The organism is Dorea chungnamensis (genome assembly GCF_039832125.1).
Classification (GTDB): domain Bacteria; phylum Bacillota; class Clostridia; order Lachnospirales; family Lachnospiraceae; genus JAFBIX01.
Map to the genome: position 1 here is coordinate 89,801 of NZ_JBDOHT010000002.1, position 25,752 is coordinate 115,552.

Consider the following 25,752-nt stretch of genomic DNA (forward strand, 5'->3'; position numbering starts at 1 on the left):
TACATCATTAGGAGGAGCTATTATGAGTTCTATGGAAGCAACAAGAAGTAAAACATACGATATGGCATATATTGCTATCTTTGCAGTCCTTATGGCAATCTGTTCCTGGATATCTATTCCTATGGCAGTGCCATTTACCTTACAGACGTTCGGTGTGTTCATGGCGGTCGGTGTGTTGGGCGGAAAGAGAGGATCACTTGCTGTACTGATCTATATTCTTCTGGGAGCAATCGGTGTCCCTGTATTTGCCGGATTTAGCGGCGGAATTGGCGTTATCCTGAATACAACCGGTGGTTATATTGTCGGATTCTTATTTTCTGCGTTGGTTATGTGGGGCATGGAAACTCTGCTGGGAAGAAAACCGGTCATTCAGATTATCTCCATGGTTGTGGGGCTGATCGTGTGCTACGCACTTGGAACAGCATGGTTTATGGTAGTGTATGCAAGAAATACCGGTGCAGTAGGTCTTGGAACAGTCTTAGGCTGGTGCGTGATTCCATTTATCATCCCGGATCTTGTGAAGATTGCACTTGCATTCGTCTTATCCAGAAAGATTCGTAAGTATGTGTCTTTCCAGTAATCAGGAAGTTCAGGCCATTCCGATACGGCCGCATCACGGAATGTGCCTGGCATATTTTATAGGAAGAGGTTACAGCGAGGGCTTTTCGGCACATATGGAGAAGATGCTGGGAATCTTTCAACAGAATGTTCCAGTGAAACTGGTAGTTCATACGGACGAGATCTGTTCCAGATGCCCGAACAATGAGGAGCATCTGTGGAGATTGCCAGTGGAACAATATCTGCAGTCGCACGCAAAGCCGGTGGGAGTAATAGTTTAAAATCCATCAAAGACGGAATACAATCCGTGTTTGATGGATTTTTTTCGTAACGATACTATTCTGTTAACTGCCTCCGGAATTCAGATGGAGATATGCCGCACTGTTTTTTGAATAGCCGGCTGAAGTATAGGGGATTATCATAACCAACAATATTCGCGATCTCAGTAATATTATAAGAGGTAGATTCGAGCAGGCTTTGTGCATTGGAGATCCGCAGAGAGAGGATATACTGTGTTGGTGTAGAACCTGTATATTCTTTAAAATTGCGAATGAACCAGCTGACACTCATTCCATGTAGATGCGCATATTCTTCTATGTTAATAGAATTATGATAGTTATGGTGAAAATAAGTGACCGTGTGATCCATCTCGTCAATCAGATAAGAACTCTTGATTCTGGGACGATCCCCCTGGAGGCGACTGATCATGATAAATAATGCTTCCATATAATGGGCAAGAACTTCCTCATAATGGGGTTTGCATAACTTTAATTCCTGAATCATGCGCAGATAGATCTTCTTGTAATCCAGAGAGGTTCCGGTATGGATCACGTGTGCATGGTCAGGAATGCCATATTTTTTTAACAGGTTCTTCACATTATTTCCCGTGAAATGTACCCAGTATACTTCTGTGTGATCAACTCCATAGTAATAATATCGCTGCTCTTCCTTGGGACGATAGAGTACCATATTACCGGCAGGTACGATCTCTTCTTTCCCATGAAAATAAAAATGTGCTTTTCCTGATGCGATATAGAGCAATTGATAATCCAGACGTCCCCTGGGCCGGTAAGTAGGGAGCTTCTGCTTGGAATATAAATGATATGTTCCGGCACTTCCGACAAACAGAGGATGTTTTTTATCTTTAAAATCAAGACGGCTATTCTGCCAGTAAGCACTGTCTGTGTACATTCAGATACCACCTTTCAGAGTGAAGATTCATTATATAAAGTGTATCATTTTGTGCATGTTTTGTCTATTTCGGTTTATGTAAAAATATAAGAAACAGGCTTATTATATAAGCAAACACAAGGGTACTCAAAGTGTTATATGTACAATGATAAAAGTTAAAAAAAGTGTATAAAGGAGGAAAAGATTATGATTGTACCTCATTATTATGAGGACCTTCACATGCTGCATGAAAATGTAATGCCCGATCGTTCTTATTATGTGCCGTCATCAACACGAATGGATGATCTGATTGAACATCGAGAATCTTCAGATCGTATACAGATGTTGAATGGAAGTTGGAAATTTCGGTATTATGACAGTATTTACGATCTGAAAGAGTCATTTTATGAACGGGATTTTCAGACAAAAGACTTTGATACTGTTCCGGTTCCCGGGATGTGGCAGAATTATGGATATGACAGTCATCAGTATACTAATTTCAGGTATCCGTTTCCGGTGGATCCACCCTATGTGCCACAGGATAATCCATGTGGAGCATATGTCTGTAAGTTTTCTTACCAGAGAGATGCCGGGGCACCGAAAGCATTTCTGGAATTCGAAGGTGTAGATTCTTGCTTCTATGTGTGGCTGAATGGTACATATGTAGGTTATAGCCAGGTATCTCATGCGCTTAGTGAATTTGATGTAACGCCTTATATTGAAGAAGGAGAGAATACGCTGGCAGTTCTGGTGTTAAAGTGGTGTGACGGAAGTTATCTCGAAGATCAGGATAAGTTTCGAATGAGCGGGATTTTCAGAGATGTGTATGTGATGAAACGGCCCGTACAGTGCATCTATGACTACTTCATCAATACCCGGATCGAAGAAGAGAAAGCATTTGTAAGTATTCGCACAAAGTATCTTGATCAGACCGTTCCAGTGAAGGCATCTCTATATGATGCTGAAGATAAGAAGATGGCAGAGTTCGTATATCAGGGAGATACAGAATTTGTAATTGATCAGCCGCATCTGTGGAACAGTGAACAGCCATATCTGTATACGCTGTTTCTTGAGACAGAGCATGAAGTGATCACAGAATATGTGGGGATTCGAGAAATAGCTGTAAAAGACAGTGTAGTCTATATTAATGGCGCTCCAGTCAAATTCCGCGGAGTCAACAGACATGATTCGGATCCGAAAACAGGCTTCGTAATCAGTGTCGATCAGATGAAACAGGATATGGAGCTGATGAAAAAACATAATTTTAATGCCATTCGTACCAGCCATTACCCGAATCAGCCGATGTTCTATCAGATGTGCGATAAATATGGATTCTTTGTAATTGATGAGGCTGACAATGAAAGCCATGGACCATGGATGCTCTGCTATTCCAATGACACAGACGAAGAGAGGGCAAGCAGATGGAATGAATTGATCTCTGACAATCCGGAATTTGATGAGGCAACACTGGATCGGACGAAGAAGCTGGTAGAAAGAGATAAGAATCGGCCTTGTGTCGTCATCTGGTCTATGGGAAATGAATGTGGCTATGGATGTACTTTTGAGAAAGCGCTTGCATGGACCAAACAGTATGATCCGGGAAGACTGACGCACTATGAAAGTGCTTACTATAAAGGACGCAGAAGAAAGTATGATTACTCTAATATTGACCTCTATAGCCGTATGTACCCTGGATTTGAAGAAGTCCTTGATTATGTAGAATCAAAACCGGATAAACCATATATTATGTGTGAATATTGCCATTCCATGGGAAATGGTGCCGGGGACTACGAAGATTATTTTGAACTCATTGAAACATATGATTGCATCTGTGGAGGATTTGTCTGGGAATGGTGTGATCACGCTGTCTATAAGGGAGAATCAGAAGACGGAAAAGAAATCTATTATTATGGCGGTGATCACGGGGAAGAATTACACGATGGGAATTTCTGTATGGATGGTCTTGTCTATCCGGACAGGACGCCACATATGGGACTTCTGGAATATAAGAATGTCCACAGGCCGGCACGGGTCGTCTCTTATGATTTGAATACAGGGATATTGGTATTGAAAAATGAGATGAACTATGTTGATCTGAGAGATTATCTATACATTACTTATGAATTAAATGTAGATGGAGATGTAATTTTTTCTGGAAGAATTCTTGCAGAAGACCTTCCTTCTATTCCCGCTCGCAAGGAAGAAGAGATCTGTATGCCTGTGAAAGCTCCTGAAAAGGGCAGAGTCTATCTAAAGGTTTACTATCATCTGAAAGAAGCGGATGCTTTTCGGGAACAGGGATATCTGTTGGGGCAAGATGAGATAAAGCTGGACAATGAAGATACACGAAATCAAAAAAGTCTGTCATGGCAGGAAGAAACGGAAAAGAAGAGCAGGGAACTTCCCGGAATTCAGGTTTCAGAAACGTCGAAGCAACTTATCGTGGAAGGAAGTACATTTGTATATGTATACAATAAGCTATACGGAACATTTGACCAGTTAAGCGTGAATGGGAAGGATTACCTGGACAGACCGATGGAATTGAATGTATGGAGAGCACCGACAGATAATGATATGTACATCAAGACCGAATGGTATAAGGCGATGTATGACAAGGCGGTGTCGAGAGCCTATGTGACGAATTACACGCTGACAGAAAAGGCCCTGGAGATCCACAGTACGATGTCACTGTCGGCAGTCTCTGTTCAGAAGATGATGAATATGGAGACCGTCTGGACAATTACGAATTCTGGACAGATCTCCGTCAATATGGATGTGATAAGAGATATGGATTTCCCAGAATTACCGAGATTCGGGCTTCGAATATTTCTGCCGGAACAGATGAATCAGGTGTCCTATTATGGAATGGGGCCGGAAGAAAGTTATATTGATAAATGTAGAGCATCAAGCCATGGCAGATATTCAGCAACGGTTGAAGCTCTTCATGAAGATTATCTGAAGCCACAGGAAAATGGAAGCCATTATGACTGTGATTATGTTGTGGTCAGTGGAGAAGAGAGAGAACTTCGTGCATATAGTGACGGTACATTTTCGTTCAATGCATCCATGTATACGCAGGAAGAACTGACAATGAAGAGTCACAATTATGAATTGGAGCCTTGCGGAAGTACGGTGCTGAATCTGGATTACAGGCAGAATGGGATTGGTTCTAACAGCTGTGGACCAAGGCCGCAGAAGAAGTACAGGCTGGATGAAGAAACATTTACGTTTACATTAAAATTAATGTTGTTAGATAAACAAGAAAATTAAATGGGGAAATGAGAGATGGAAGAGAAAACATATTTAAAATGGTATAATAAGATAGGTTATGGTTCCGGAGATATTGCCGGTAACGTAGTATATGCTTTGTTATCAGCATTTGTAATGATCTTTTTGACGGATACGGTCGGCATGAACGCCGGTATTGTAGGTACTTTAATTGCAGTTTCCAAATTATTTGATGGCGTCAGTGATATATTCTTTGGTTCCATGATTGATAAGACGCATAGTAAGATGGGAAAAGCCAGACCCTGGATGTTCTATGGTTATTTTGGATGTGCAATCTGTCTGGTGGCGATCTTTGTAATCCCGGCAGATATCAGTGCATTTGCACAGTATGCATGGTTCTTTATCGCATATACATTATTGAATGCAGGCTTCTACACTGCCAATAATATTGCATATTCTGCCCTGACAGCATTGATTACGAAGAATAATCATGAACGTGTCCAGATGGGATCGATTCGCTTTATGTTCGCGTTTGGAACGAGCATGCTGATTCAGACCATTACCGTTGGCTGTGTTGCATTCTTTGGAGGCGGTGCAAGCGCATGGAGAACAGTTGCCATCATCTATGCAATCGTAGGTGTTGTTTCGAATACGATATCTGTAATGTCTGTAAAAGAGCTGACTCCGGAAGAACTTGCAGAAGGAGAAACTAAGAATGAGGATGTACAGGAGGAAAAATATAGCCTCATTGATGCTTTTAAATTACTGGTGCATAACAAGTATTACTTGATGATCTGTGGCTCTTACATATTAATGCAGGTGTATTCTGCAACATTGAATATGGGCATTTATTATATGACTTATGTCCTGAAAAATGCCAATCTTCTGGGTGTATTTTCCTGGGCGATCAATATACCGATGATTCTTGGACTGTTATTTACCCCTGCATTAGTCGCGAAGTTTCAGGGGATGTATCGACTGAACTTTTATGGATATACACTGGGAACGGTAGGACGACTCGGGGTGTTGATCGCAGGTTATATGGGAAGTGTTCCGCTGATGCTTGCATGTACTGCAATAGCGGCAATCGGTATGAGTCCGCTTCAGGGTGATATGAATGCGTTGATTGCAACATGTTCGGAGTATACATATCTGACAACCGGAAAAAGAGTGGATGGAACCATGTATTCCTGCACTTCTCTTGGAACAAAGATTGGTGGAGGTATTGGAACAGCACTGGCAGGATGGCTGCTTGCGACCAGCGGTTATGTAGGAGGTGCTGCAGAACAATCCGCTTCCTGCATGAATATGCTGCATATTATGTATCTGTGGATTCCAATGATAATCAATCTTTTGATTACATTGATTCTGACAAGATTAAATGTCGAGAAAGCGAATGAAGAACTTCGCCAGAGAATAGAATAAAGATTGAGAAATACAAAGGCAGCTGTCAGTAGTGATGAACTGACGGCTGCCATATTATCATTCTCATAAAATGTTGGAAAAACGGACAAAAATTGAAAAAATCAATTGTATAAACGGACAAGGAGTGGCATGCTATAGGTAAGAAGTGGAGGAATGTATAATGAAAAGATATATGTCAGTACTTATGATCCTGGCACTGTGCTTTAGCATGTGTGCCTGCAGCTCGAGTTCAGAAGAGAAGGAGACAGACTCAGAAGAGAAAGTAGCTTCATCTTCCAAAGAGGAATCACTGAATGTGATGCCCGAGTTTTCTACGGTGGATCTTGAGGGAAATGAGGTCACCAGTGATATCTTCGCTCAGGCGGATCTGACGGTGGTAAACTTCTGGGCAACATACTGTAGCCCATGTATCAATGAATTGCCGGATCTGGAGGAATGGTCAGAATCGATGCCGGAGAACGTACAGATCATAGGAATTGTTGTGGACGTGGAATCCGAGGATTCAGAGGAATATTCTTCTGCGCAGCAGATTGTAGACGCGACAGGAGTGACCTATCAGAATCTGGTGGCAGCAGGAGAGTTTGATGAGATGATCAGCGAGATGATCGGAGTTCCTACAACGTATTTTGTAGACCGGGAAGGGAATCTTGTGGGTAATTCCATCATAGGGGCGAATGTAAGTGGATATAAGAAGTATGTAGAGGAATATATGAATGAGTCAGAATAAGAGATGGAAGCTCCAGATGATTCTTATGGTTATCGCAATTGGAATCATGGTGTATGGCATCTGCCGAGGCGAGGTTTCTGTTGTATGGAATAAGGCAGTCAATATCTGTCTGGAATGTATTGGATTGGGGTAGTTATATGAAGATTCAGCAGGAAATAAAGAGGAAGATCATCCAGATTGCAGCGTTTGGATATTCCAATCCGTATCTTGGTAATATCGTCGGCGGGCAGATATATAAGGGGAAATGGAAGCAATTCTGCAATCCGGGAATGAATTGTTATTCTTGTCCGGCGGCAGCGTTGTCCTGTCCGATCGGAGCTATGCAGGCAGTGAGTGGTTCTGTGAATTTTAATGTCAGCTTTTATGTAGTTGGATTCATCCTGGCGCTGGGAATTATATGTGGAAGAGCGATCTGTGGATTCTTATGTCCCTTTGGATTGATTCAGGAATTGCTCTATAAGATTCCCTCACCAAAGAAGAAGCTGTGGAAGGGTTTTACATATGTAAAATATATTCTTTTGGCAGTATTTGTGCTGCTTCTTCCGGTTGTCAGCACCAATATGCTGGGGATGGGGGCACCTGCTTTTTGTGAATACATATGTCCGGTTGGGACATTAGAAGGAGGAATTCCCCTTCTTAGTATGCATCCAGAACTTCGGGAGACGATTGGCGCGTTATTCTCAGTTAAGGCAGGAATCCTGGTCATAACACTGGTGGGATGCGTGATTGTATGTAGGTTTTTTTGTAAGGTAATGTGCCCTTTGGGCGCTGTCTATGGTATATTGAATAAGATCAGTATTTATCATATGGAGATCGATCAGACACGTTGTGTTTCCTGTGGACAATGTCATGCAGTGTGCCCCATGGATGTTCATCCTGTAGAGAATCCTGATTCTGCAGAATGTATCCGATGTGGGAGATGCGTCGCATGTTGTCCGGAACAGGCGTTGATTCTGCGCTGTCGAAGTAAAATGAAGTGTGATCATAAGAAAGAGGGCGAGACAATATGAAGAATTATTCAGAAGATGTAAGCAGGCAATACCATATTCAGGTGGCAGTAGGAGAAGTAGGCCGCTACGTGATTATGCCAGGAGATCCTAAGAGATGTGAAAAAATTGCGCAATATCTGGATCATCCGGTGTTTGTTGCAGATAATAGAGAATATGTAACTTACACCGGAACTCTGGATGGAGTGAAGGTCAGTGTGACGTCGACAGGCATTGGAGGACCATCGGCATCTATTGCAATGGAAGAACTGTATCGATGCGGAGCAGATACATTTGTCCGGATCGGAACCTGCGGCGGCATGCAGCCGGAAGTCAAAAGTGGAGATATTGTGATTGCGACAGGAGCAATTCGCATGGAGGGGACGAGCAAGGAATATGCTCCGATTGAGTTCCCGGCAGTGCCGGATCTTGCAGTGACCAATGCACTGGCATTGGCAGCGCGGGAAAAAGGATATCCGTTCCATACAGGGGTTGTTCAGTGTAAAGATGCATTTTATGGACAGCATGAGCCGGAGATCAAACCGGTAAGCTACGAGCTGATGAATAAGTGGGAGGCCTGGAAGAGACTGGGATGTCTGGCGTCTGAGATGGAGTCAGCAGCCTTATTCGTTGTGGCAAGCTATCTGCATGTGAGGGTAGGTTCCTGCTTCCTCGTTATGGCCAATCAGGAACGAGAGAAACTGGGACTGGAGAATCCGGTCGTACATGATACAGATATGGCGATTCAGGTGGCGGTTGAAGCAATCCGCAGGCTGATTCGCGAAGATGAGAAAAAGTAACAAGAGGTAGATAAGAAAGATGAGTGAAGAAGAGATATTGGAACACGTAGACCACACGCTTCTATTACAGACAGCAACTTGGGAGGAAATCAGACAGATCTGTGACGATGCCATGCAATATCAGACGGCATCCGTATGTATTCCGCCAAGTTATGTAAAGCAGGCAAGTGAATATGTTCAGGGAAGCGTGTCGGTCTGCACGGTAATCGGTTTTCCGAATGGATATATGACTACAAAGGTAAAGGAATTCGAGACGAGAGATGCCATTGCAAATGGCGCTTCTGAGATTGACATGGTCATCAACGTGGGATGGCTGAAGGACAAAAAGTATGATCTGATTACGGAAGAGATTCGGATTCTGAAAGCGGTATGCGGCGATAAGATATTGAAAGTAATTATAGAGACCTGCCTTTTAGAGGAAGAAGAAAAGATAAAAATGTGTGAGATCGTGACAGAAGCAGGGGCTGACTATATCAAGACGTCCACCGGATTCTCCAGCGGCGGTGCGACCTTTGAGGATGTCGAACTATTTGCAAGACATGTAGGACCTCAGGTGAAGATAAAGGCAGCCGGTGGAATCACTTCTATGGAGGATGCCAGAAGATTCCTGGAACTTGGGGCGGATCGACTTGGAACCAGCCGGATCATTAAGCTTCTGAAGAAGGAAGAGGCGTCTGGTTACTAAGGTATCGATAAGAATACGGAGGTGTTCGCAGATGGATAAGAAACTGATAGAAGAGATGATCGAACGGGCAATGGCACAGCTGGATTATTCTTATGCTCCCTATTCTGAATTTCGGGTTGGGGCAGCGCTTTTAGCAGAAGACGGAACATTCTATGGTGGATGCAATATTGAAAATGCAGCATATACTCCGACCAACTGTGCAGAGAGAACCGCATTTTTCAAGGCGGTCAGTGAAGGGAAGAGAAGATTTACCGCTATCTGTATTGTGGGCGGAAAGGATGGTGTGCTGACTGAATATACAGCACCCTGCGGGGTATGCCGTCAGGTCATGATGGAATTCTGTGACCCGGAGACTTTCCAGATTATTCTGGCAGTCAGCAAGGAGGATTATAAGATATTCACCTTAAAAGAGATGATACCGATGGGATTTGGACCAGATAATCTGGCATGATCCATGGGATATGTCGACAGTCAAGGAATATAGGAGGGCTGTGATATGACAAGGGAAGAATTAAAAAAGTTGCCAAAGATAGAATTACATTGCCACCTGGATGGGTCGCTTAGCAGAAGATTTCTGGAGGCCCGGCTTGGACGGACGGTGTTGGATGAGGAGTTCAGTGTAACACAGGAGTGCAGAAGTCTCGCAGAATATCTGGAAAAGTTCGATCTTCCGGTAGTCTGCTTAAAGGATGAAGTGGGACTGGAAGGAGCAGGATATGACGTGCTTCATACCATGAGTCAGGAACATGTCTGCTATGCGGAGATTCGCTTTGCCCCACTTCTGTCCGTGACAGAGTCCATGAATACAGAGCGTGTCATAGCGGCACTTCTTCGGGGACTGGAAAGAGGAAAGAAAGAATTCAATATAGAATATAATGTAATAACCTGTGCTATGCGTCATCACAGTGCCGAGCAGAATTATCAGATGCTTAAGACCGCTCGTCAGTTTTTAGGAACGGGCGTGTGTGCGGCAGACCTGGCAGGGGCGGAGGCCCAGTATCCTATGGCAGAATTCATGGAATTATTCCAGAAGACAAAGGAACTTGGAATGCCCTTTACCATACATGCCGGGGAATGTGGAGATCCACAGAATATTGTGGACGCAGTAAGCGTCGGTGCCGGAAGAATCGGACACGGAATTGCGATGCGGGGTAAGCCGGATGTACAGAAGCTGGTAAGAGAAGCCGGCGTTGGGGTTGAGATGTGCCCGATCAGTAACCTTCAGACGAAAGCCGTGAATGGACCGTCGGAGTATCCGCTCCGGGAATTCCTGGATTCTGGTATCTGCGTTACGATCAATACGGACAATCGGACCGTAAGCAATACATCTATGACAAAAGAACTGGAATTTATTCAGAAAACATATGGGATCTGTGATGATGAGATCCTTCTGCTTATGAGAAATGCGGCAGAATGCGCTTTTGTTAAGGAAGATGTGAAGAATCGATTGAAAATGTTAATGAGGTGAGAGAAGATGAAGGAATATCAGAGAATCTTTGTGGTTGTTCTGGATTCGCTTGGAATCGGGGCAATGCCGGATTCACCAGAATTCGGCGATGAAGGCGTGGATACCTTTGGCCATATATTGGAAAAAATGGGTACGCTTCATATCCCCAGTCTAGAGCGTCTGGGTATGTTGAATCTTCACCCGGCAGGGCAGATGAAAGGGATAGACAGACCTGTCGGAAGGTATATGCGTCTGACGGAAGCAAGTAAGGGAAAAGATACCATGACCGGCCACTGGGAGATGATGGGAATCCGGACCGAGAAGCCATTTCAGACATTTACAGAGACCGGATTTCCACCGGAACTGATTGCGGAGTTGGAAAAGCAGTGCAAAAAGCGAGTCATAGGAAATAAAAGTGCCAGTGGTACGCAGATCATCGAAGAGCTGGGAGAAGAGGAGATCAATACGGGTGCAATGATCGTCTATACTTCTGCGGATTCGGTGATGCAGATCTGTGGAAATGAAGAGACCTTCGATCTGGCCAACTTATATCGTTGCTGTGAGATTGCAAGAAAGCTTACCATGAAGGATGAGTGGAAGGTTGGACGGGTCATTGCAAGGCCTTATGTCGGCAAGAAAAAAGGTGAATTCCGACGGACCAGTAACCGCCATGATTATGCTCTGAAACCGACCGGACCAACGGCATTGAATGCACTGAAGGATGCAGGATATGATGTCATCGGAGTCGGAAAGATCAACGACATCTTCTGTGGAGAGGGAATTACGAAGACATATCATTCCAATAGTTCGGTCCATGGGATGGAACAGACTATCGAGATCTGTAAGAAAGATTTTCATGGATTATGTTTTGTCAATCTCGTGGATTTTGACGCGTTATGGGGTCATCGAAGAGATGTGGAAGGATATGGAAGAGAGATCGAGAAGTTCGATCAGAATCTTGGTGTACTTTTAGAAGGCTTACGGGAAGACGATCTTCTGATTCTGACGGCAGATCATGGAAATGATCCGACCTATACGGGCACAGATCATACAAGAGAATATGTACCGTTTCTGGCTTATTCGAAGAAGATGAAAAGTGGAGGAAGATTGGAGAATCAGGATACATTTGCAGTGATCGGTGCATCTGTTGCGGAGAATTTTGGAGTCGAGATGCCGCAGGGAACCATCGGAAGTTCTATCCTGGAGCAATTGAGATAAGGGGGAGAATATGAACAAAGTATATGAAAAATTACAGTCTTGTGTGGCAAGTGTAAGAGAAAAGACGGATTTTCAACCGGAAGTAGCATTGATACTGGGCTCAGGACTGGGAGACTATGCCGATGAGATTCAGGCAGTACAGACCATTAATTATGCGGATATCAGTCATTTCCCGACTTCTACCGTGGCGGGGCATAAGGGAAGGTTTGTATTCGGCTATGTGAAGGATGTCCCGGTAGTGATCATGCAGGGAAGGGTTCATTATTATGAAGGATATCCAATGTCGGATGTGGTACTTCCGACACGTCTGATGGGAATGCTGGGGGCAAAGAAGCTGATTCTTACGAACGCAGCAGGCGGAATTAATTATGACTATGAGCCGGGAGACTTTATGCTGATTACGGATCATATCACAACGGCTGTACCAAGCCCATTGATAGGAGCGAATCTGGAAGAACTGGGAACAAGATTCCCGGATATGAGTGAAGTGTACAGCAGGCGTATGCGGGATGTAATTAAAAAGACAGCTCAGGAGATGGGGATTTTGCTTAGGGAAGGAGTCTATGTACAGCTTACTGGCCCGAATTATGAGACGCCGGCAGAGATTCGCATGTGCAGAAGCTGGGGCGGAGATGCCGTGGGAATGAGTACGGCATGTGAAGCCATGGCAGCACGCCACATGGGAGTAGAAGTGTGCGGAATCTCCTGCATCACCAATCTGGCAGCAGGAATGTCAGAAAAGAAGCTGAACCACACCGAAGTTCAGGAGACCGCAGACCGGGTAGCGAAGCAGTTCAAAAAACTAATCACAGAGGTCGTGAGTTCAATATAGGGGACGGGGGTTTTTTCAATTTCCTCCGTCCCAAATTAAAATATCCCTGTCCCCAATTAGAATATCCCTGTCCCCAATTAAAATATGGGGGATCCGTAAGATTATCTGATATTGCTCCAAAATTAAATGTCAGTATGGTAACGGTTTCGAAAGCGATTTCTGGGCAAAAGGGTGTCAGCGAGGAAATATTTAAATATGTTAAGAATTAGACAGAAAGTATTTGACATTTCTATAATATTTTTTGAAGGAAAACTTGCAAAAGTAATCAAAATAAAACATAAGAAATACAAAAACGAAATATAAAATTTACAAAAGAAACAATAATATTTCTGAGAATATTAAGAAGAATAAAAAACAGATTTTGAAATGTTGACAAAAACAGGAGTTATCAAAAAAAGATTGAAAATTATTTAACAAACTTATGGAAATATTATCAATGGGATAGTATAGTGTACATAGGCGAAACTATTAACAATAACCAGAAAGGAGAGCTTATGATGTTAAAAGGTAAAGTGGCAGTCATCACCGGAGGAACGCGTGGTATCGGGTACGCAACTGTAAAGAAATTCCTGGAAAATGGAGCGAAAGTTGTATTGTTTGGTTCACGCCAGGAGACTGTAGACAAGGCACTTGCTTCTTTAAAGGAAGAGAATTCTGAATGGGAAGTGTCCGGAGCATGGCCGAATCTGAGTGATGCCGATGAAGTTGCAAAAGAGATTGAATTGGTAAAAGAAAAGTACGGAAGAATCGACATTCTGGTCAATAACGCAGGTATCTCTGACAGCACAAAGATTGACGATTACACATCTGAGAAATTTGCGAAGATCATGCAGCTGAATGTCAATGCAATCATGAACGGAGTAATGCCGACTGTAAAGATCATGAAAGAGCAAGGCGGCGGAGTTATCTTAAATACCAGTTCCATGGTCAGCATCTCCGGTCAGCCAAGCGGAATTGCATATCCGACCAGCAAATCAGCAGTAAATGGACTTACCTGGTCGCTGGCAAGAGAACTAGGACCAAGCCATATCCGAGTAAATGCGGTAGCACCTGGAATTACAAAGACCGATATGGTCGCAGCACTTCCCGAACAGATGATCCAACCACTGATCAATGCAATTCCACTTCGCCGCGTAGGAGAAGCAGAAGATATTGCAAATGCATTCTTGTTCCTGGCAAGCGATATGGCAAGTTATGTGACTGGCGAGATCTTGTCTGTTGATGGTGCTATGAGAACCTAAGTCTAATTGGGGACAGGGCAAATCGAATCTGGGACACGGATATTTTAATTTGGGACGGAGGAAAATGAAAAAACCCCCGTCCCAAATTAACTAGGGAAGGAAAGATAATCATGTTTGTTGTATTTGATGTAGATGATACGATGTATGACTTGATGTGGCCATTTCAGATGGCTTTTGAAAAAATATTAGTGGGAAAGACGGATGTTTCTTGTGAAGAATTGTTCTGTCAGTCGAGGATTTGTTCGGATATTGTATTGGAGAAGGAGAAGCGAGGTTTGATCTTGCCGGAGGATGCTTTCTTCCGGAGGATGCAGATGACTTGTGAGGAAAAGGGGTTCGGGATTACCAGGGAAGAGAGTGAAGCGTTTGAAAGGGAGTATCGTTATCACCAGACGAAAATCGTGCTTTTTGATTTTATGCAAGAGATTCTGGATTACTGTAGAGAGCAGGGGATTCCGAGGGCTGTGCTGACCAACGGAAGCCGCAAGTCGCAGGGAAGGAAGCTGGAAGTGTTGCAGGTGACGCAGTGGTTTGATGAGGACAAATTGTTTATTTCTGGGGAGATTGGATATCACAAACCGGATGTCCGCGCATTTCAATATATACAGGACAGATTAGGCGCCAGGGGTGAGGATGTCTGGTATATAGGCGATACCTATGAGAATGATATCGTGGGTGCCAATCGTGCCGGATGGAACAGTATCTGGCTGAATCACAGGAAACGTCCGTGTCCGGATGCGGTGAGTCTGGCAGATGTAGAACTGGAAAATGGATGGGAGTTGCTGTCAGTGATCCAACGTTTATCTATTCGATAGTTGATGAGAGAGGAAAAAACTATGGTAAAGCAAAGAATTGAGAATTTTTCTATCGCACAGATCTGTGATTCGGGTGAATGCTTCCGTATGACTCCGATTGGTGAAACCACTTACAGCGTGATTGCTTCCGGGCGTTATCTGGAGGTGGAGCAACATGGGATGGATTGTGTATTTTCTTGTGATGAGGAGGAGCTTGAAGAATTCTGGAAAGGATACTTTGATCTGGATATAGATTACATGTCCTATATAGAGAAGATTAATCCGAATGATACATATCTGGTCAACGCGGCGGAATATGGTTCGGGCATACGGATCCTCAGGCAGGATCTGTGGGAGATGATCGTGTCTTTTTTGATCTCCCAGCAAAATAATATCGTGCGGATACGCAGATGTATTCAGAATATCTGTGAACAATATGGTGAACAGCGGGTAAACTTTCGTGGGGAGGCATATTATACATTTCCCACACCAGAGGTGTTGGCAGGGCTTACGGAAGATGCACTAAAGGAGTGCAATCTGGGTTATCGAAGCAAATATGTCGTAAGAACGGCAAGAAGTGTCGTGGCAGGAGAAGTAGACTTGGCGGCTATTGAGAAAATGCCTTACAAGGAAGCAAAAGAAGAATTGCTGAAATTATTTGGAATAGGAGAAAAGGTGGCAGATTGTATCTGCCTGTTCGGACTGCACCATCTTCAGGCATTTCCGATAGATACACATATCAGACAGGCGTTGGATGCGCATTACAAAAGAGGATTTCCAAGAAGGAGATATAAAGGGTATGAGGGAGTATTGCAGCAGTATATTTTCTATTGGGAATTGTGTGGAAGATAAGAGATAGCATATACTTTTATTGCATTTGACATCTTGGGCAAAGTCCTTCAGAATCAATTATAAGTAACAAGTTAGAAGCATGAGAAGTATATGCCATGTGTCAGAATGTTGAGAAGCCTGATACAGCGCAGTAAGGAAAAATCGCGATTTTGGATTGACATTTTCTGTATCATATTCTATGATATGAAATAACTGAGGATTCTGATAACTGACGGATAGATGTGGAGTACCACAGGGGAATCAGAATTTATTATGGCCGACCGTCTGGGCAACATTTATCCAAGTGATAAGTGTTGTCCTTTTTTATTCCCCGGAAAACCTGGATTTCCTGGAATAAGAAAGGACGTATCGCAAGAAGGGTATTTCAAGACAATAATATTCTGTAAGGAGGAAACAAAAAAGATGAAAACAGACATTGAGATCGCACAGGAATGTAAGATGGAGCCAATCACAGCCATCGCCGAAAAAGCGGGAATTGACGATGAATATTTGGAGCAGTACGGGAAGTACAAGGCAAAGATTGATTATAATTTATTGAAGAAATCAGATAAGAAGGACGGAAAACTGGTCCTTGTAACAGCGATTAATCCGACTCCGGCAGGAGAAGGAAAGACGACCACAACGGTTGGTCTTGCTGACGCAATGCAGAAGCTGGATAAGAAGGTTATGGTAGCACTCCGTGAGCCATCTCTGGGACCGGTATTCGGAATCAAGGGTGGTGCTGCCGGCGGTGGATACGCACAGGTAGTACCAATGGAAGACATTAACCTGCACTTTACCGGTGATTTCCATGCAATCGGTGCTGCGAACAACTTGCTTGCAGCCATGTTGGACAACCACATTTACCAGGGAAATGAATTGAACATTGATCCAAGAAAGATCGTATGGAAACGATGTGTGGATATGAACGACCGTCAGCTTCGTTTTGTAACGGATGGATTAGGCGGAAGAGTGAATGGTGTGCCAAGAGAAGATGGATATGACATCACCGTTGCTTCTGAGATCATGGCAGTGCTGTGTCTGTCTAAGGATATCACAGACCTGAAGGAAAGACTGGGACGTATTATCGTTGGCTATACCTATGGAAAAGTCTCTGAACAGAAGCCTGTTACAGCACATGATCTTCACGCAGAAGGTGCGATGTGTGCACTTCTGAAGGATGCACTGAAACCGAACCTGGTACAGACACTGGAACACGTGCCTGCAATCGTTCACGGCGGACCATTTGCCAATATTGCACATGGATGTAACTCTGTAACTGCTACAAGAATGGCGATGAAGCTGTCTGATTACGCGATCACAGAGGCAGGATTCGGTGCTGACCTTGGTGCTGAGAAGTTCCTGGATATCAAGTGCCGTATGGCAGGCATCCACCCAGACGCAGTTGTTATCGTAGCAACCGTTCGTGCATTGAAGTATAACGGCGGAGTTCCGAAGGCAGACCTGAATCAGGAGAACCTGGAAGCACTGGAAAAGGGACTTCCAAATCTGATGAAGCATGTAAGTAATATCAAGAACGTATACGGACTTCCATGTGTGGTAGCCATCAACGCATTCCCGACCGACACCAAGGCAGAGCTTGACCTGGTAGAGGCAAAATGTAAAGAAGTCGGTGTAAATGTCGCACTTTCAGAAGTATGGGCAAAAGGTGGAGAAGGCGGAATCAAACTTGCAGAAGAAGTGATCCGTCTGTGCGAAGAGCCAAATAACTTCCACTACAGCTACGAATTAGAAGGAACCATCGAAGAAAAATTAGACCAGATCGTGCAGAAGGTATACGGCGGAAGAAAAGCCGTCCTGACACCGGCAGCACAGAAGCAGGCAAAACAGCTGACAGACCTGGGATTCGCAGATGCACCAATCTGTGTGGCCAAGACACAATACAGCCTGACAGATGATCCGACCAAGCTTGGAGCACCAAAAGACTTCGATATTACAGTACGTAATCTTAAGATGTCCGCAGGAGCCGGATTCATCGTGGCATTGACCGGAGATATCATGACAATGCCAGGACTTCCAAAAGTTCCGGCAGCAGAAAGAATAGACGTAGATCCAGATGGAAAGATCACAGGACTGTTTTAAAGAGATAAAAAGGGACAGGGTAAAACGAATCTGGGACGGGGGTTTTTTCAAAAACCCCCGTCCCAGATTCGTTTTACCCTGTCCCTTTTGAATTATTCAGCATCTACCAGGGCGATACCGTAATCAGCCCATGCGGTGTAGTGAACACCTTTCTGGATTGCCAGATTGGAATCTTTGCCTTCGTATTGTGGATAATCCTGAGAACATGGATACATCTCGTAATTCACAGTTCCGTCTTCTGTAAAGGAAGCCAGTTCCATGCCCTTGATCTGTTTCTCGAGTGCACCGCTCTTGAATTCTCCGTCAGTACCTTTGATTTCAAGAGTCATGAGATATTTCTTGCCGGTCTCTTCGTTGGTACCCTGCATATACAGTCTTCCGAAGTTTCCACTTCCTTTTGCCAAGGTTACGGAGACTTTCTTGCCTTCAGGGATGTATTTTACATCGCTTGCGGTGATTGGAACCTGTGTGTGTTCCTTGGCATCCAGAGAGATTGTCTCAGGAACGGTGATGGTGTAGACTGGATCATTTGGAACAAACAAAGTGATGTCAGAATGTGCTGACGTTGTGTTTGCCGCATTTACCGGCATTGCACCTACCATTGCTACCATAGCTGCCAGTGCAGCTGCTTTTGCTACTTTTGTTGCTTTCTTCATGTTCGTTACCTCCTCATATATCAATCATGATATCGACCGTGCCTTAGATCACATGCAGAAGAGCCTTCACACTAGCCCCATTCAGGCGTGTGTTCTCGCCATCCATAGAATAAGTGGCAATGTTAAAGTAGATGTCATAGTCGCCGGCATCCAGGGGCTTGGAGACTTCGAATTCTGTGATTGCTTTCCCAGGCTCGATCAGATCAGATTCATAGATCGGAGTAGTCTCATCGCCAATGGTAATCTCGTATTTGAAATAGCAATCGTTATCCTTGGGATTGGCCAAAGTAATCTGCCAGACCTTCTCGCCGCTGGCTACGGTGATATCGCTGTAGCCTGGTATCTGGATTCCGTCCTGTTCGCCGGATAGATTGTTCAGATCCTTGTCCCAGGTAGTAGCATCCTCGGAGACAACAATACCCTTGGCGTTCTCATTATTCTGTGCCTTTCCGGCATGATAAGCAAACAACACGATTCCGGCGATTCCGAGAATGACTGCCAGGGTGATGATTGCCCGTAAGATTTTCCTTTTTCTTGTATGCTCTTGCATATGATCTTGCACACTTCTTTCTTCGTTAGTTTCTTAGGATATGCTCCTATAAAAGTTGAATACCGAATGTAATGCTTCCTGTATAAGGAACATTGTATTCATAGCGGCCTGCGATAACAGGTCTGATTTCGTACTGCTTGGTTCCAGCCTCGGTAAATGATACGACTTCTTTTCCAACTCCTACAGCACCCGTGGATGCATTGGTCTCGATCAATTCCCCTGTCTCAGATATGATCTGATAGCGAATGGATGTCCTGGGTGAAGTCTGAGCCTCCAGTACCATCTGATTCTTGTAGCCACTGGTTCCCGCGATTGACACAGAGATCTTCTTGCCTTCCGGCAGATTCTTCACATTCTCGGCTGTCACATTCACCATAGTTCCGGCATTTCCCATGGTCACAGATGACGGAATCGTAACCGTGTACTCCGGTTCGGCTGTGAGCGTTACACTGATCTCCTGCTGGGAAGTCGTATCTTCTGCAGCCATTGCCGTTACAGGCATTGCCAGACAGCATACAGCAGCTAAAACTGCGAGAAAACGTCTTCTTTTCATGGATTCTCCTCCTCTCATATGTAGACATTATAGGTTTCATTCTGGTCTCTCAGATACCTTAGAGACACCAAAATGTGTCTCTATTATTTGATAAGAATGTTAGGGAAAAATGCACAATAGAGTTAAAACTTCGTTAATTCGTGCTATAAGTTGTAGACTTTGAATGAGAAAAATGCAATAATATATGTAAGAATCGTCACTTTCTAAGAGTAGAAAAATGTGGTATAATATGAAATTACAATGTAAGAGTGAAATAGATTGGATAGAGTGAAACACAGGTGAATATGAAAGAAATGAATTATAAGTTATTGATACGGCGAGCGTGTCTGATATTATTGGATGCTGTATGTATATTACTGTCATCTTTTTTCGCGTTGGCTACAAGATTTGAGTTTATTATCTATCAGATTCCCCCAGAACATCTGGAAGCACTGTGGAAGTATGAACCATGGTTCGTACTGACAACACTAATTATATTTGCATTATTTAAGATCTACAGTAGCCTGTGGGAATATGCTGGACCTCAGGAGATCTTCAGTATTATCTGGGCATGTATTGTATCTGGTATATTAGAGATAGGGATTGTTCTGTTAAGCGGAGGTTTTCTCCCGCGGAGTTATTATCTGCTAAGGACCATGTATCTGATTGCATTCGTGGTTGGAACCCGGTTCTCTTATCGAATGATCCGGCTTAAGAAGCAGAATCGCCATCTTCCGTGGAGACAGCAGAGAAGAGTTATGATTGTCGGGGCTGGAGAGGCCGGAAGATCGGTCATCGGTGAGATCCAGAACAGTAAGTATCTGAATCAGAAGATATGCTGTATCATCGATGACGACCCTGGAAAAGTAGGCAAATACATACGCGGCATTAAGATTGCGGGAGACCGCCATAGCATAAAAAAATGTGTACGAAAATATAATATACAGCAGATTATCATCACGATACCATCGGCATCGGTTGTTCAACTGCGCCCAATTCTGGATATCTGTAAGGAGACAGACTGTGAACTGAAGATCATGCCGGGAGTATACCAGCTCGTGAATGGTGAGGTCAGTGTCAGCAAGCTGCGTCCGGTTAGTATCGAAGATCTGTTGGGAAGAGAAGAGATTCGGGTCGATCTGGATGAGATCATGGGATATGTGTCACAAAAAGTGGTCATGGTCACCGGTGGAGGAGGATCCATCGGAAGTGAATTGTGCCGCCAGATTGCTGCTCATAATCCGAAGCAATTAATTATCTTCGATATCTATGAAAATAATGCCTATAGCATTCAACAGGAATTAAAGAAAAATTATCCGGAACTGAATCTGGTGGTCTTAATTGGATCGATTCGAGACGAAAAGCGCCTGAACGCTGTCATCGGGACCTACAGACCACAGATTATCTACCATGCAGCGGCACATAAGCATGTCCCGCTTATGGAAGACAGCCCGAATGAATCCATCAAGAATAATGTGATGGGAACCTATAAGCTGGCAAACGTGGCGAATCAATATGAGGTAGAGCGCTTTATCCAGATCTCTACGGATAAAGCGGTGAACCCGACCAATATAATGGGAGCATCAAAGAGAATCTGTGAGATGATCATCCAGATGTTCGACAGATATTCCAAGACCGAATTCGTGGCAGTACGATTTGGAAATGTTCTTGGCAGCAATGGAAGTGTGATTCCGTTGTTCAAGAAGCAGATTGCTGAAGGTGGTCCTGTGACAGTAACGCATCCAGACATTATCCGCTACTTTATGACAATCCCGGAAGCAGTGTCCCTGGTGCTTCAGGCAGGAGCCTATGCAAAAGGCGGGGAGATCTTTGTACTGGATATGGGAGAGCCGGTGAGAATCCTGGATCTTGCCAAGAATATGATCCGTCTGTCCGGGCTTACATTAGGCCGGGATATTGAGATTGTGTATACGGGACTTCGTCCGGGAGAAAAGCTGTATGAAGAACTCTTGATGGACGAAGAAGGCATGCAAGAGACCAGGAATAAGATGATATATATAGGAAGACCTATTGAATTCGACGAAGAGAAGTTGTGCAGTACTTTGAGAGAGATGGCAGAAGAGACAGATGAACAGAAGATGCGAGAACTTGTCAAAGAGATTGTTCCGACATACATGCTTCCGGAAGAATGGGAAAAAGACGTGGAGGCCTTAGCTTAGAGCGAAAGGTCTTTTGTCGTATGTAGATATGGTTGTGCAGATAGAATCAAAAAGACAGAAAGGTTATCGAAGAGAATGAATTATATATCTTTCAAATCCAAGATAGATACTGTGATTGCAGGAGCCAGTATGTTCGTGCTGTCACCGCTGTTTCTCGGAATTATTGCAGCGATTAAGATAGAGGATGGTATCACAGCCCCGGTATTCTTCAGTCAGAAACGTATCGGGATACATAAGAAGCATTTTCAATTGTATAAGTTCCGCAGTATGAAGCTGGATACGCCTCATGATATGCCGACACATCTTCTGCGCAATCCAGATCAGTATATCACGAAGGTGGGAAGATTCCTTCGCAAGACTTCTCTGGATGAATTGCCGCAGCTGTGGAATATCTTTCGCGGCGATATGGCTCTGATCGGTCCCAGACCTGCGCTGTGGAATCAGGATGATCTCATTGCGGAGAGAGACAGATACGGAGCAAATGATGTGAAGCCAGGCCTTACCGGATGGGCGCAGATTCACGGTCGAGATGAACTGGAGATTCCAGAAAAGGCAAAACTGGATGGTCATTATGTGTCACATATGGGACCAATGATCGATATCAAGTGCTTCCTGGGAACATTTCTGGCAGTTTCACGCAGCGAAGGGGTGGTAGAAGGTGGAACGGGCTCCCTTAAAAAAAAGAAGAAGATCCTGATCGTGACCAACCATTCATATATGCTATGGCAGTTCCGAAGAGAATTGATCCAGCGACTTATGGAAGATGCAGAGGTTGTCATCAGTACTCCATTCGTAGGACATGAGCAAGACTTCGCGGCGATGGGATGCCGAATGTTGGAAACAGACGTAGACCGTCGAGGGATTAATCCGGTAACTGACTTCCGTTTATACCATACATATGTTAAAATATTAAAAACAGAGCGGCCGGATATGGTCATCACTTATTCCATTAAGCCGAATATCTATGCAGGATTTGCCTGCAGGATGCAGAAGATTCCTTACTGTGTGAATGTCCAGGGATTAGGAACCGCATTTCAGAAAAAGGGGCTGGCGAAGATTGTGACAGTCATGTACCGGACGGCTTTAAAAAAAGCGAAGACGGTGTACTTTGAAAATGCAGAGAACGCGAAGCTCTTCCGAGAGAAGAAGATCACACCGGCATGGCAGCAGACCATCCTTCCCGGAGCCGGGGTCAATCTGGAATCCAATAGTTATCAGGAATATCCGAATAACGACAAGGTTCACTTCTTATACCTGGGCCGCATTATGAAAGAAAAAGGCATGGATGAACTCTTCTGGGCAGTACAAGAACTTCAGAAAAAATATGTCGGTCAGTTTGTACTGGATCTGGTTGGATTTTTCGAAGACGAATATAAGGAACAAGTAGAAAAACTGACCCGGGATGGAGTCGCAGTATTCCATGGATTCCAGGAGAATCCAAGACCATATTATGGAAAGGCAGACTGCGTGGTGCTCCCAAGCTATCACGAAGGAATGTCCAATGTCCTTCTGGAAGCAGCAGCTACCGGAAGACCTCTGATTACCAGCGATATCCCGGGGTGCAGAGAAGCGGTAAAACAAGGCGTCAGCGGTCTCTTATGTCCGGTCAAAGACAGGAACGCACTTCTGCATGCGATGGAAGACTTCCTGAAACTTTCCAAAGAAGAAAGAAAAGCCATGGGAAGGGCCGGAAGAAAATATATGGAAGAGCAATATGATAAAGAAAAGGTAGTAAAAAAGACATGTCGAACTATTATCTGATATTAGTATGGGTAGCGGTAGCCTGGATGATCGGGCTGTGCACCAAAGTACAGAGAACAGAATATGTGTGTGGAGAAAAGGTACAGAGGTATTACCCATTGTGGGCATTCCTGATCTATCTGCCGTTGGTGATCTGGAGTGGATTCCGCGGTTACGTGGGAGATACAGGAGCTTATATGGAGATGTTTCGTGAAATTCCAAGTGGCTTAAGAAATATCCCTTCTTATATGGATACCATAGAAAAGGATAAAGGATTTTATCTCTTCTCTGCAGTCATTAAGGATCTGATCGGTGATAATGTAAATGTATATTTTATAATTCTGGCCCTGATTCAGGTGGCATTACTGATAAAAGTATATCGGAAATACTCATCTAATTATATCGTCACCTTTTTTCTGTTCGTTGCATCGACAGACTACATCTCATGGATGTTCAACGGAATCCGGCAGTTTACGGCGGTGACCATAACATTCTTTGCATTTGAGTATATTTTGAAAAAGAAATATGTACCAGCGGTGCTGACCGTACTATTTGCAGCATTGTTTCATGGAAGTGCGCTCCTGGTGCTGCCATTTATATTCATTGCTCAGGGACAAGCGTGGAATAAGAAGACAATATTATTTATCATAGCGGTTATTGTAGCAGTAATGTTCATTGGAAAGTTTACGGATATTCTGGATACCCTTCTGGCGGAGACACAGTATAAGAATGTCGTGTCTGACTGGCAGGACTTCCAGGACGATGGAACGAATATTATAAGGGTTCTGGTATATGCGATACCATCTATCCTGTCTCTGGTTGGATTACGCTTTATTAAATATGCAGATGATCCGGTTATTAATCTGTGCACAAATATGTCAATTGCTTCGGTAGGATTCTATGTCGTGTCTATGTTTACCAGTGGAATCTTTATTGGAAGACTGCCGATTTATTTTTCTTTGTATAGTTATATCTTACTTCCGTGGGAGATTGAGCATATGTTTAGTGAGAAATCGATAAAATTAGTGTATCTGGCTATGATTGCAGGATATCTGGGATTCTACATGTACAGTATTATGGGACTTGTTTAGGAATCATGCGTAAATGAGATAATATTTTTGTAATGATTGGATTGAAAAAGATACCTGCGAGATTTGTGTAAGAGAATACGATTAGAAAAGTATTGAGGTTTATTATTATCTGTGTTACAGAGTTATGGTATAAATGAAGGGAAAAGAAACCATGGTAAAAGTATCTATTATAATGGGGATATATAATTGCGCTAAGACATTGCCGGAAGCAATTGACTCTATTTTAAATCAGACATTTTCAGATTGGGAACTGATTCTTTGTGATGATGGATCAGAGGATGATACTTTTCTGGTTGCAGAGCAATATAAAAAACAATATGCAGTAAAAATCAAGTTATTAAGAAATCAAAAAAATTGTGGATTGAATTATACATTAAATAAATGTTTAAAGGCTGCACAAGGTGAATATATAGCCAGAATGGATGGAGATGATATATCATTGCCGACTCGGTTGGAAAAAGAGGTTAAATTTTTGGATTCACATTCAGAATATGCAATTGTCAGTACGGATATGCAGTATTTCGATGAAAAAGAAATTTGGGGAAGAATTAGTCATCCTGAATATCCCGTCAAAGCAGATCTTGTACACGAATCTCCCTTTTGCCATGCACCTTGTCTTGTGAGAAGAGAGGCTTATGAGGCAGTTAATGGTTATACTGTTAATGAACATTTTCTGAGAGTAGAAGATTATCATCTATGGGTAAAAATGTATGCAGCTGGATTTAAAGGAAAGAATATTCATGAACCTTTGTATCAGATGCGTGATGATAAAAATGCATATAACAGAAGAAAATTTAAATTCAGATTAAATGAAGCCTATGTAAAATTGTTGGCAGTAAAAGAACTTAAATTGCCTGTTTGGATGGCAGTATATAGTTTAAGACCGATTATCACTGGGTTAATGCCTCGATTTTTATATAATTTGCTCCATAAAAAAAGACTTGCGGGAATGAATTGA

General features: G+C 43.5%; 25 protein-coding genes and 1 riboswitch. Of the genes, 21 read left to right on the forward strand and 4 right to left on the reverse strand.

Features of this window, described 5'->3' with window-relative positions:
- Positions 1-22: 22 nt before the first annotated feature.
- Positions 23-580 (forward strand): biotin transporter BioY, encoded by a 558-nt coding sequence (locus ABE613_RS02345; RefSeq protein WP_347375544.1) that lies wholly within the window; start codon positions 23-25, stop codon positions 578-580.
- Positions 564-839: a DUF1284 domain-containing protein gene (locus tag ABE613_RS02350; RefSeq protein WP_347375545.1), complete on the forward strand. Its 276-nt coding sequence runs from the start codon at positions 564-566 to the stop codon at positions 837-839. The genes ABE613_RS02345 and ABE613_RS02350 overlap by 17 nt, the downstream gene beginning before the upstream one ends.
- A gap of 55 nt (positions 840-894) precedes the next feature.
- On the opposite strand, the gene ABE613_RS02355 is transcribed toward ABE613_RS02350, so the two are convergent.
- Positions 895-1,749, reverse strand: coding sequence for a helix-turn-helix domain-containing protein (locus tag ABE613_RS02355; protein ID WP_347375546.1), 855 nt, complete (start codon positions 1,747-1,749; stop codon positions 895-897).
- 186 nt (positions 1,750-1,935) lie between these two features.
- On the opposite strand from ABE613_RS02355, the gene ABE613_RS02360 reads away from it, so the two are divergent.
- The 15 genes from ABE613_RS02360 to ABE613_RS02430 all read left to right on the forward strand — a co-directional run bounded on the left by ABE613_RS02360 (position 1,936) and on the right by ABE613_RS02430 (position 18,045).
- Positions 1,936-4,998 (forward strand): glycoside hydrolase family 2 TIM barrel-domain containing protein, encoded by a 3,063-nt coding sequence (locus ABE613_RS02360; protein ID WP_347375547.1) that lies wholly within the window; start codon positions 1,936-1,938, stop codon positions 4,996-4,998.
- A 15-nt stretch (positions 4,999-5,013) separates the two neighbouring features.
- Positions 5,014-6,381: an MFS transporter gene (locus tag ABE613_RS02365; protein ID WP_347375548.1), complete on the forward strand. Its 1,368-nt coding sequence runs from the start codon at positions 5,014-5,016 to the stop codon at positions 6,379-6,381.
- Between the two features lie 160 nt (positions 6,382-6,541).
- The gene (locus ABE613_RS02370; RefSeq protein WP_347375549.1) at positions 6,542-7,108 is read left to right on the forward strand and encodes a TlpA family protein disulfide reductase; all 567 of its coding nucleotides are present in this window, start codon (positions 6,542-6,544) and stop codon (positions 7,106-7,108) included.
- A gap of 16 nt (positions 7,109-7,124) precedes the next feature.
- Positions 7,125-7,241 (forward strand): CD1871A family CXXC motif-containing protein, encoded by a 117-nt coding sequence (locus ABE613_RS02375; RefSeq protein ID WP_420370579.1) that lies wholly within the window; start codon positions 7,125-7,127, stop codon positions 7,239-7,241.
- 4 nt (positions 7,242-7,245) lie between these two features.
- The gene (locus ABE613_RS02380) at positions 7,246-8,118 is read left to right on the forward strand and encodes a 4Fe-4S binding protein (RefSeq protein WP_347375550.1); all 873 of its coding nucleotides are present in this window, start codon (positions 7,246-7,248) and stop codon (positions 8,116-8,118) included.
- Positions 8,115-8,894 (forward strand): uridine phosphorylase, encoded by a 780-nt coding sequence (gene udp / locus ABE613_RS02385; protein ID WP_347375551.1) that lies wholly within the window; start codon positions 8,115-8,117, stop codon positions 8,892-8,894. The genes ABE613_RS02380 and udp overlap by 4 nt, the downstream gene beginning before the upstream one ends.
- 19 nt (positions 8,895-8,913) lie before the next feature.
- Positions 8,914-9,579 (forward strand): deoxyribose-phosphate aldolase, encoded by a 666-nt coding sequence (deoC, locus tag ABE613_RS02390; protein ID WP_347375552.1) that lies wholly within the window; start codon positions 8,914-8,916, stop codon positions 9,577-9,579.
- Between the two features lie 31 nt (positions 9,580-9,610).
- Positions 9,611-10,030, forward strand: a complete 420-nt coding sequence (locus ABE613_RS02395) for a cytidine deaminase (protein ID WP_347375553.1) — start codon at positions 9,611-9,613, stop codon at positions 10,028-10,030.
- 45 nt (positions 10,031-10,075) lie between these two features.
- Complete coding sequence (gene add, locus ABE613_RS02400; protein ID WP_347375554.1) at positions 10,076-11,047, forward strand: adenosine deaminase; 972 nt, start codon at positions 10,076-10,078, stop codon at positions 11,045-11,047.
- Between the two features lie 6 nt (positions 11,048-11,053).
- A complete protein-coding gene (locus ABE613_RS02405) occupies positions 11,054-12,244 on the forward strand; it encodes a phosphopentomutase (RefSeq protein WP_347375555.1) in 1,191 nt (396 codons plus the stop codon).
- Between the two features lie 10 nt (positions 12,245-12,254).
- Positions 12,255-13,076 (forward strand): purine-nucleoside phosphorylase, encoded by an 822-nt coding sequence (locus ABE613_RS02410; protein ID WP_347375556.1) that lies wholly within the window; start codon positions 12,255-12,257, stop codon positions 13,074-13,076.
- Positions 13,077-13,570: 494 nt separating this feature from the next.
- Positions 13,571-14,317, forward strand: a complete 747-nt coding sequence (locus ABE613_RS02415) for an SDR family NAD(P)-dependent oxidoreductase (protein WP_331473153.1) — start codon at positions 13,571-13,573, stop codon at positions 14,315-14,317.
- 110 nt (positions 14,318-14,427) lie between these two features.
- Positions 14,428-15,132, forward strand: a complete 705-nt coding sequence (locus tag ABE613_RS02420; RefSeq protein WP_347375557.1) for an HAD family hydrolase — start codon at positions 14,428-14,430, stop codon at positions 15,130-15,132.
- 21 nt (positions 15,133-15,153) lie between these two features.
- Positions 15,154-15,963, forward strand: coding sequence for a DNA-3-methyladenine glycosylase family protein (locus ABE613_RS02425; RefSeq protein ID WP_235234092.1), 810 nt, complete (start codon positions 15,154-15,156; stop codon positions 15,961-15,963).
- A 194-nt stretch (positions 15,964-16,157) separates the two neighbouring features.
- A riboswitch (ZMP/ZTP riboswitch) is annotated at positions 16,158-16,240 on the forward strand.
- A 125-nt stretch (positions 16,241-16,365) separates the two neighbouring features.
- On the forward strand, positions 16,366-18,045 hold the full coding sequence (locus ABE613_RS02430) for a formate--tetrahydrofolate ligase (RefSeq protein WP_235234093.1): 1,680 nt from the start codon (positions 16,366-16,368) through the stop codon (positions 18,043-18,045).
- A gap of 92 nt (positions 18,046-18,137) precedes the next feature.
- Here the strand turns inward: ABE613_RS02430 and ABE613_RS02435 are convergent, their stop codons facing one another.
- Genes ABE613_RS02435 through ABE613_RS02445 form a run of 3 tightly spaced genes read right to left on the reverse strand, consistent with a single transcriptional unit; the run spans position 18,138 to position 19,804 of the window.
- On the reverse strand, positions 18,138-18,701 hold the full coding sequence (locus ABE613_RS02435) for a hypothetical protein (protein ID WP_347375558.1): 564 nt from the start codon (positions 18,699-18,701) through the stop codon (positions 18,138-18,140).
- 43 nt (positions 18,702-18,744) lie between these two features.
- Entirely contained in the window at positions 18,745-19,263 is a 519-nt protein-coding gene (locus ABE613_RS02440) for a hypothetical protein (RefSeq protein ID WP_347375559.1), read from the reverse strand.
- 34 nt (positions 19,264-19,297) lie between these two features.
- A complete protein-coding gene (locus ABE613_RS02445) occupies positions 19,298-19,804 on the reverse strand; it encodes a hypothetical protein (RefSeq protein WP_347375560.1) in 507 nt (168 codons plus the stop codon).
- A gap of 284 nt (positions 19,805-20,088) precedes the next feature.
- Here ABE613_RS02445 and ABE613_RS02450 point away from each other — a divergent pair, with 284 nt between their 5' ends.
- From ABE613_RS02450 to ABE613_RS02465, 4 genes are all read left to right on the forward strand, one after another.
- On the forward strand, positions 20,089-21,963 hold the full coding sequence (locus ABE613_RS02450) for a polysaccharide biosynthesis protein (RefSeq protein WP_347375668.1): 1,875 nt from the start codon (positions 20,089-20,091) through the stop codon (positions 21,961-21,963).
- A 75-nt stretch (positions 21,964-22,038) separates the two neighbouring features.
- Complete coding sequence (locus ABE613_RS02455) at positions 22,039-23,724, forward strand: sugar transferase (RefSeq protein ID WP_347375561.1); 1,686 nt, start codon at positions 22,039-22,041, stop codon at positions 23,722-23,724.
- Positions 23,706-24,794: an EpsG family protein gene (locus ABE613_RS02460; protein WP_347375562.1), complete on the forward strand. Its 1,089-nt coding sequence runs from the start codon at positions 23,706-23,708 to the stop codon at positions 24,792-24,794. Before ABE613_RS02455 ends, ABE613_RS02460 begins: the two co-directional genes overlap by 19 nt.
- Before the next feature lie 133 nt (positions 24,795-24,927).
- Positions 24,928-25,752, forward strand: coding sequence for a glycosyltransferase family 2 protein (locus tag ABE613_RS02465; RefSeq protein WP_347375563.1), 825 nt, complete (start codon positions 24,928-24,930; stop codon positions 25,750-25,752).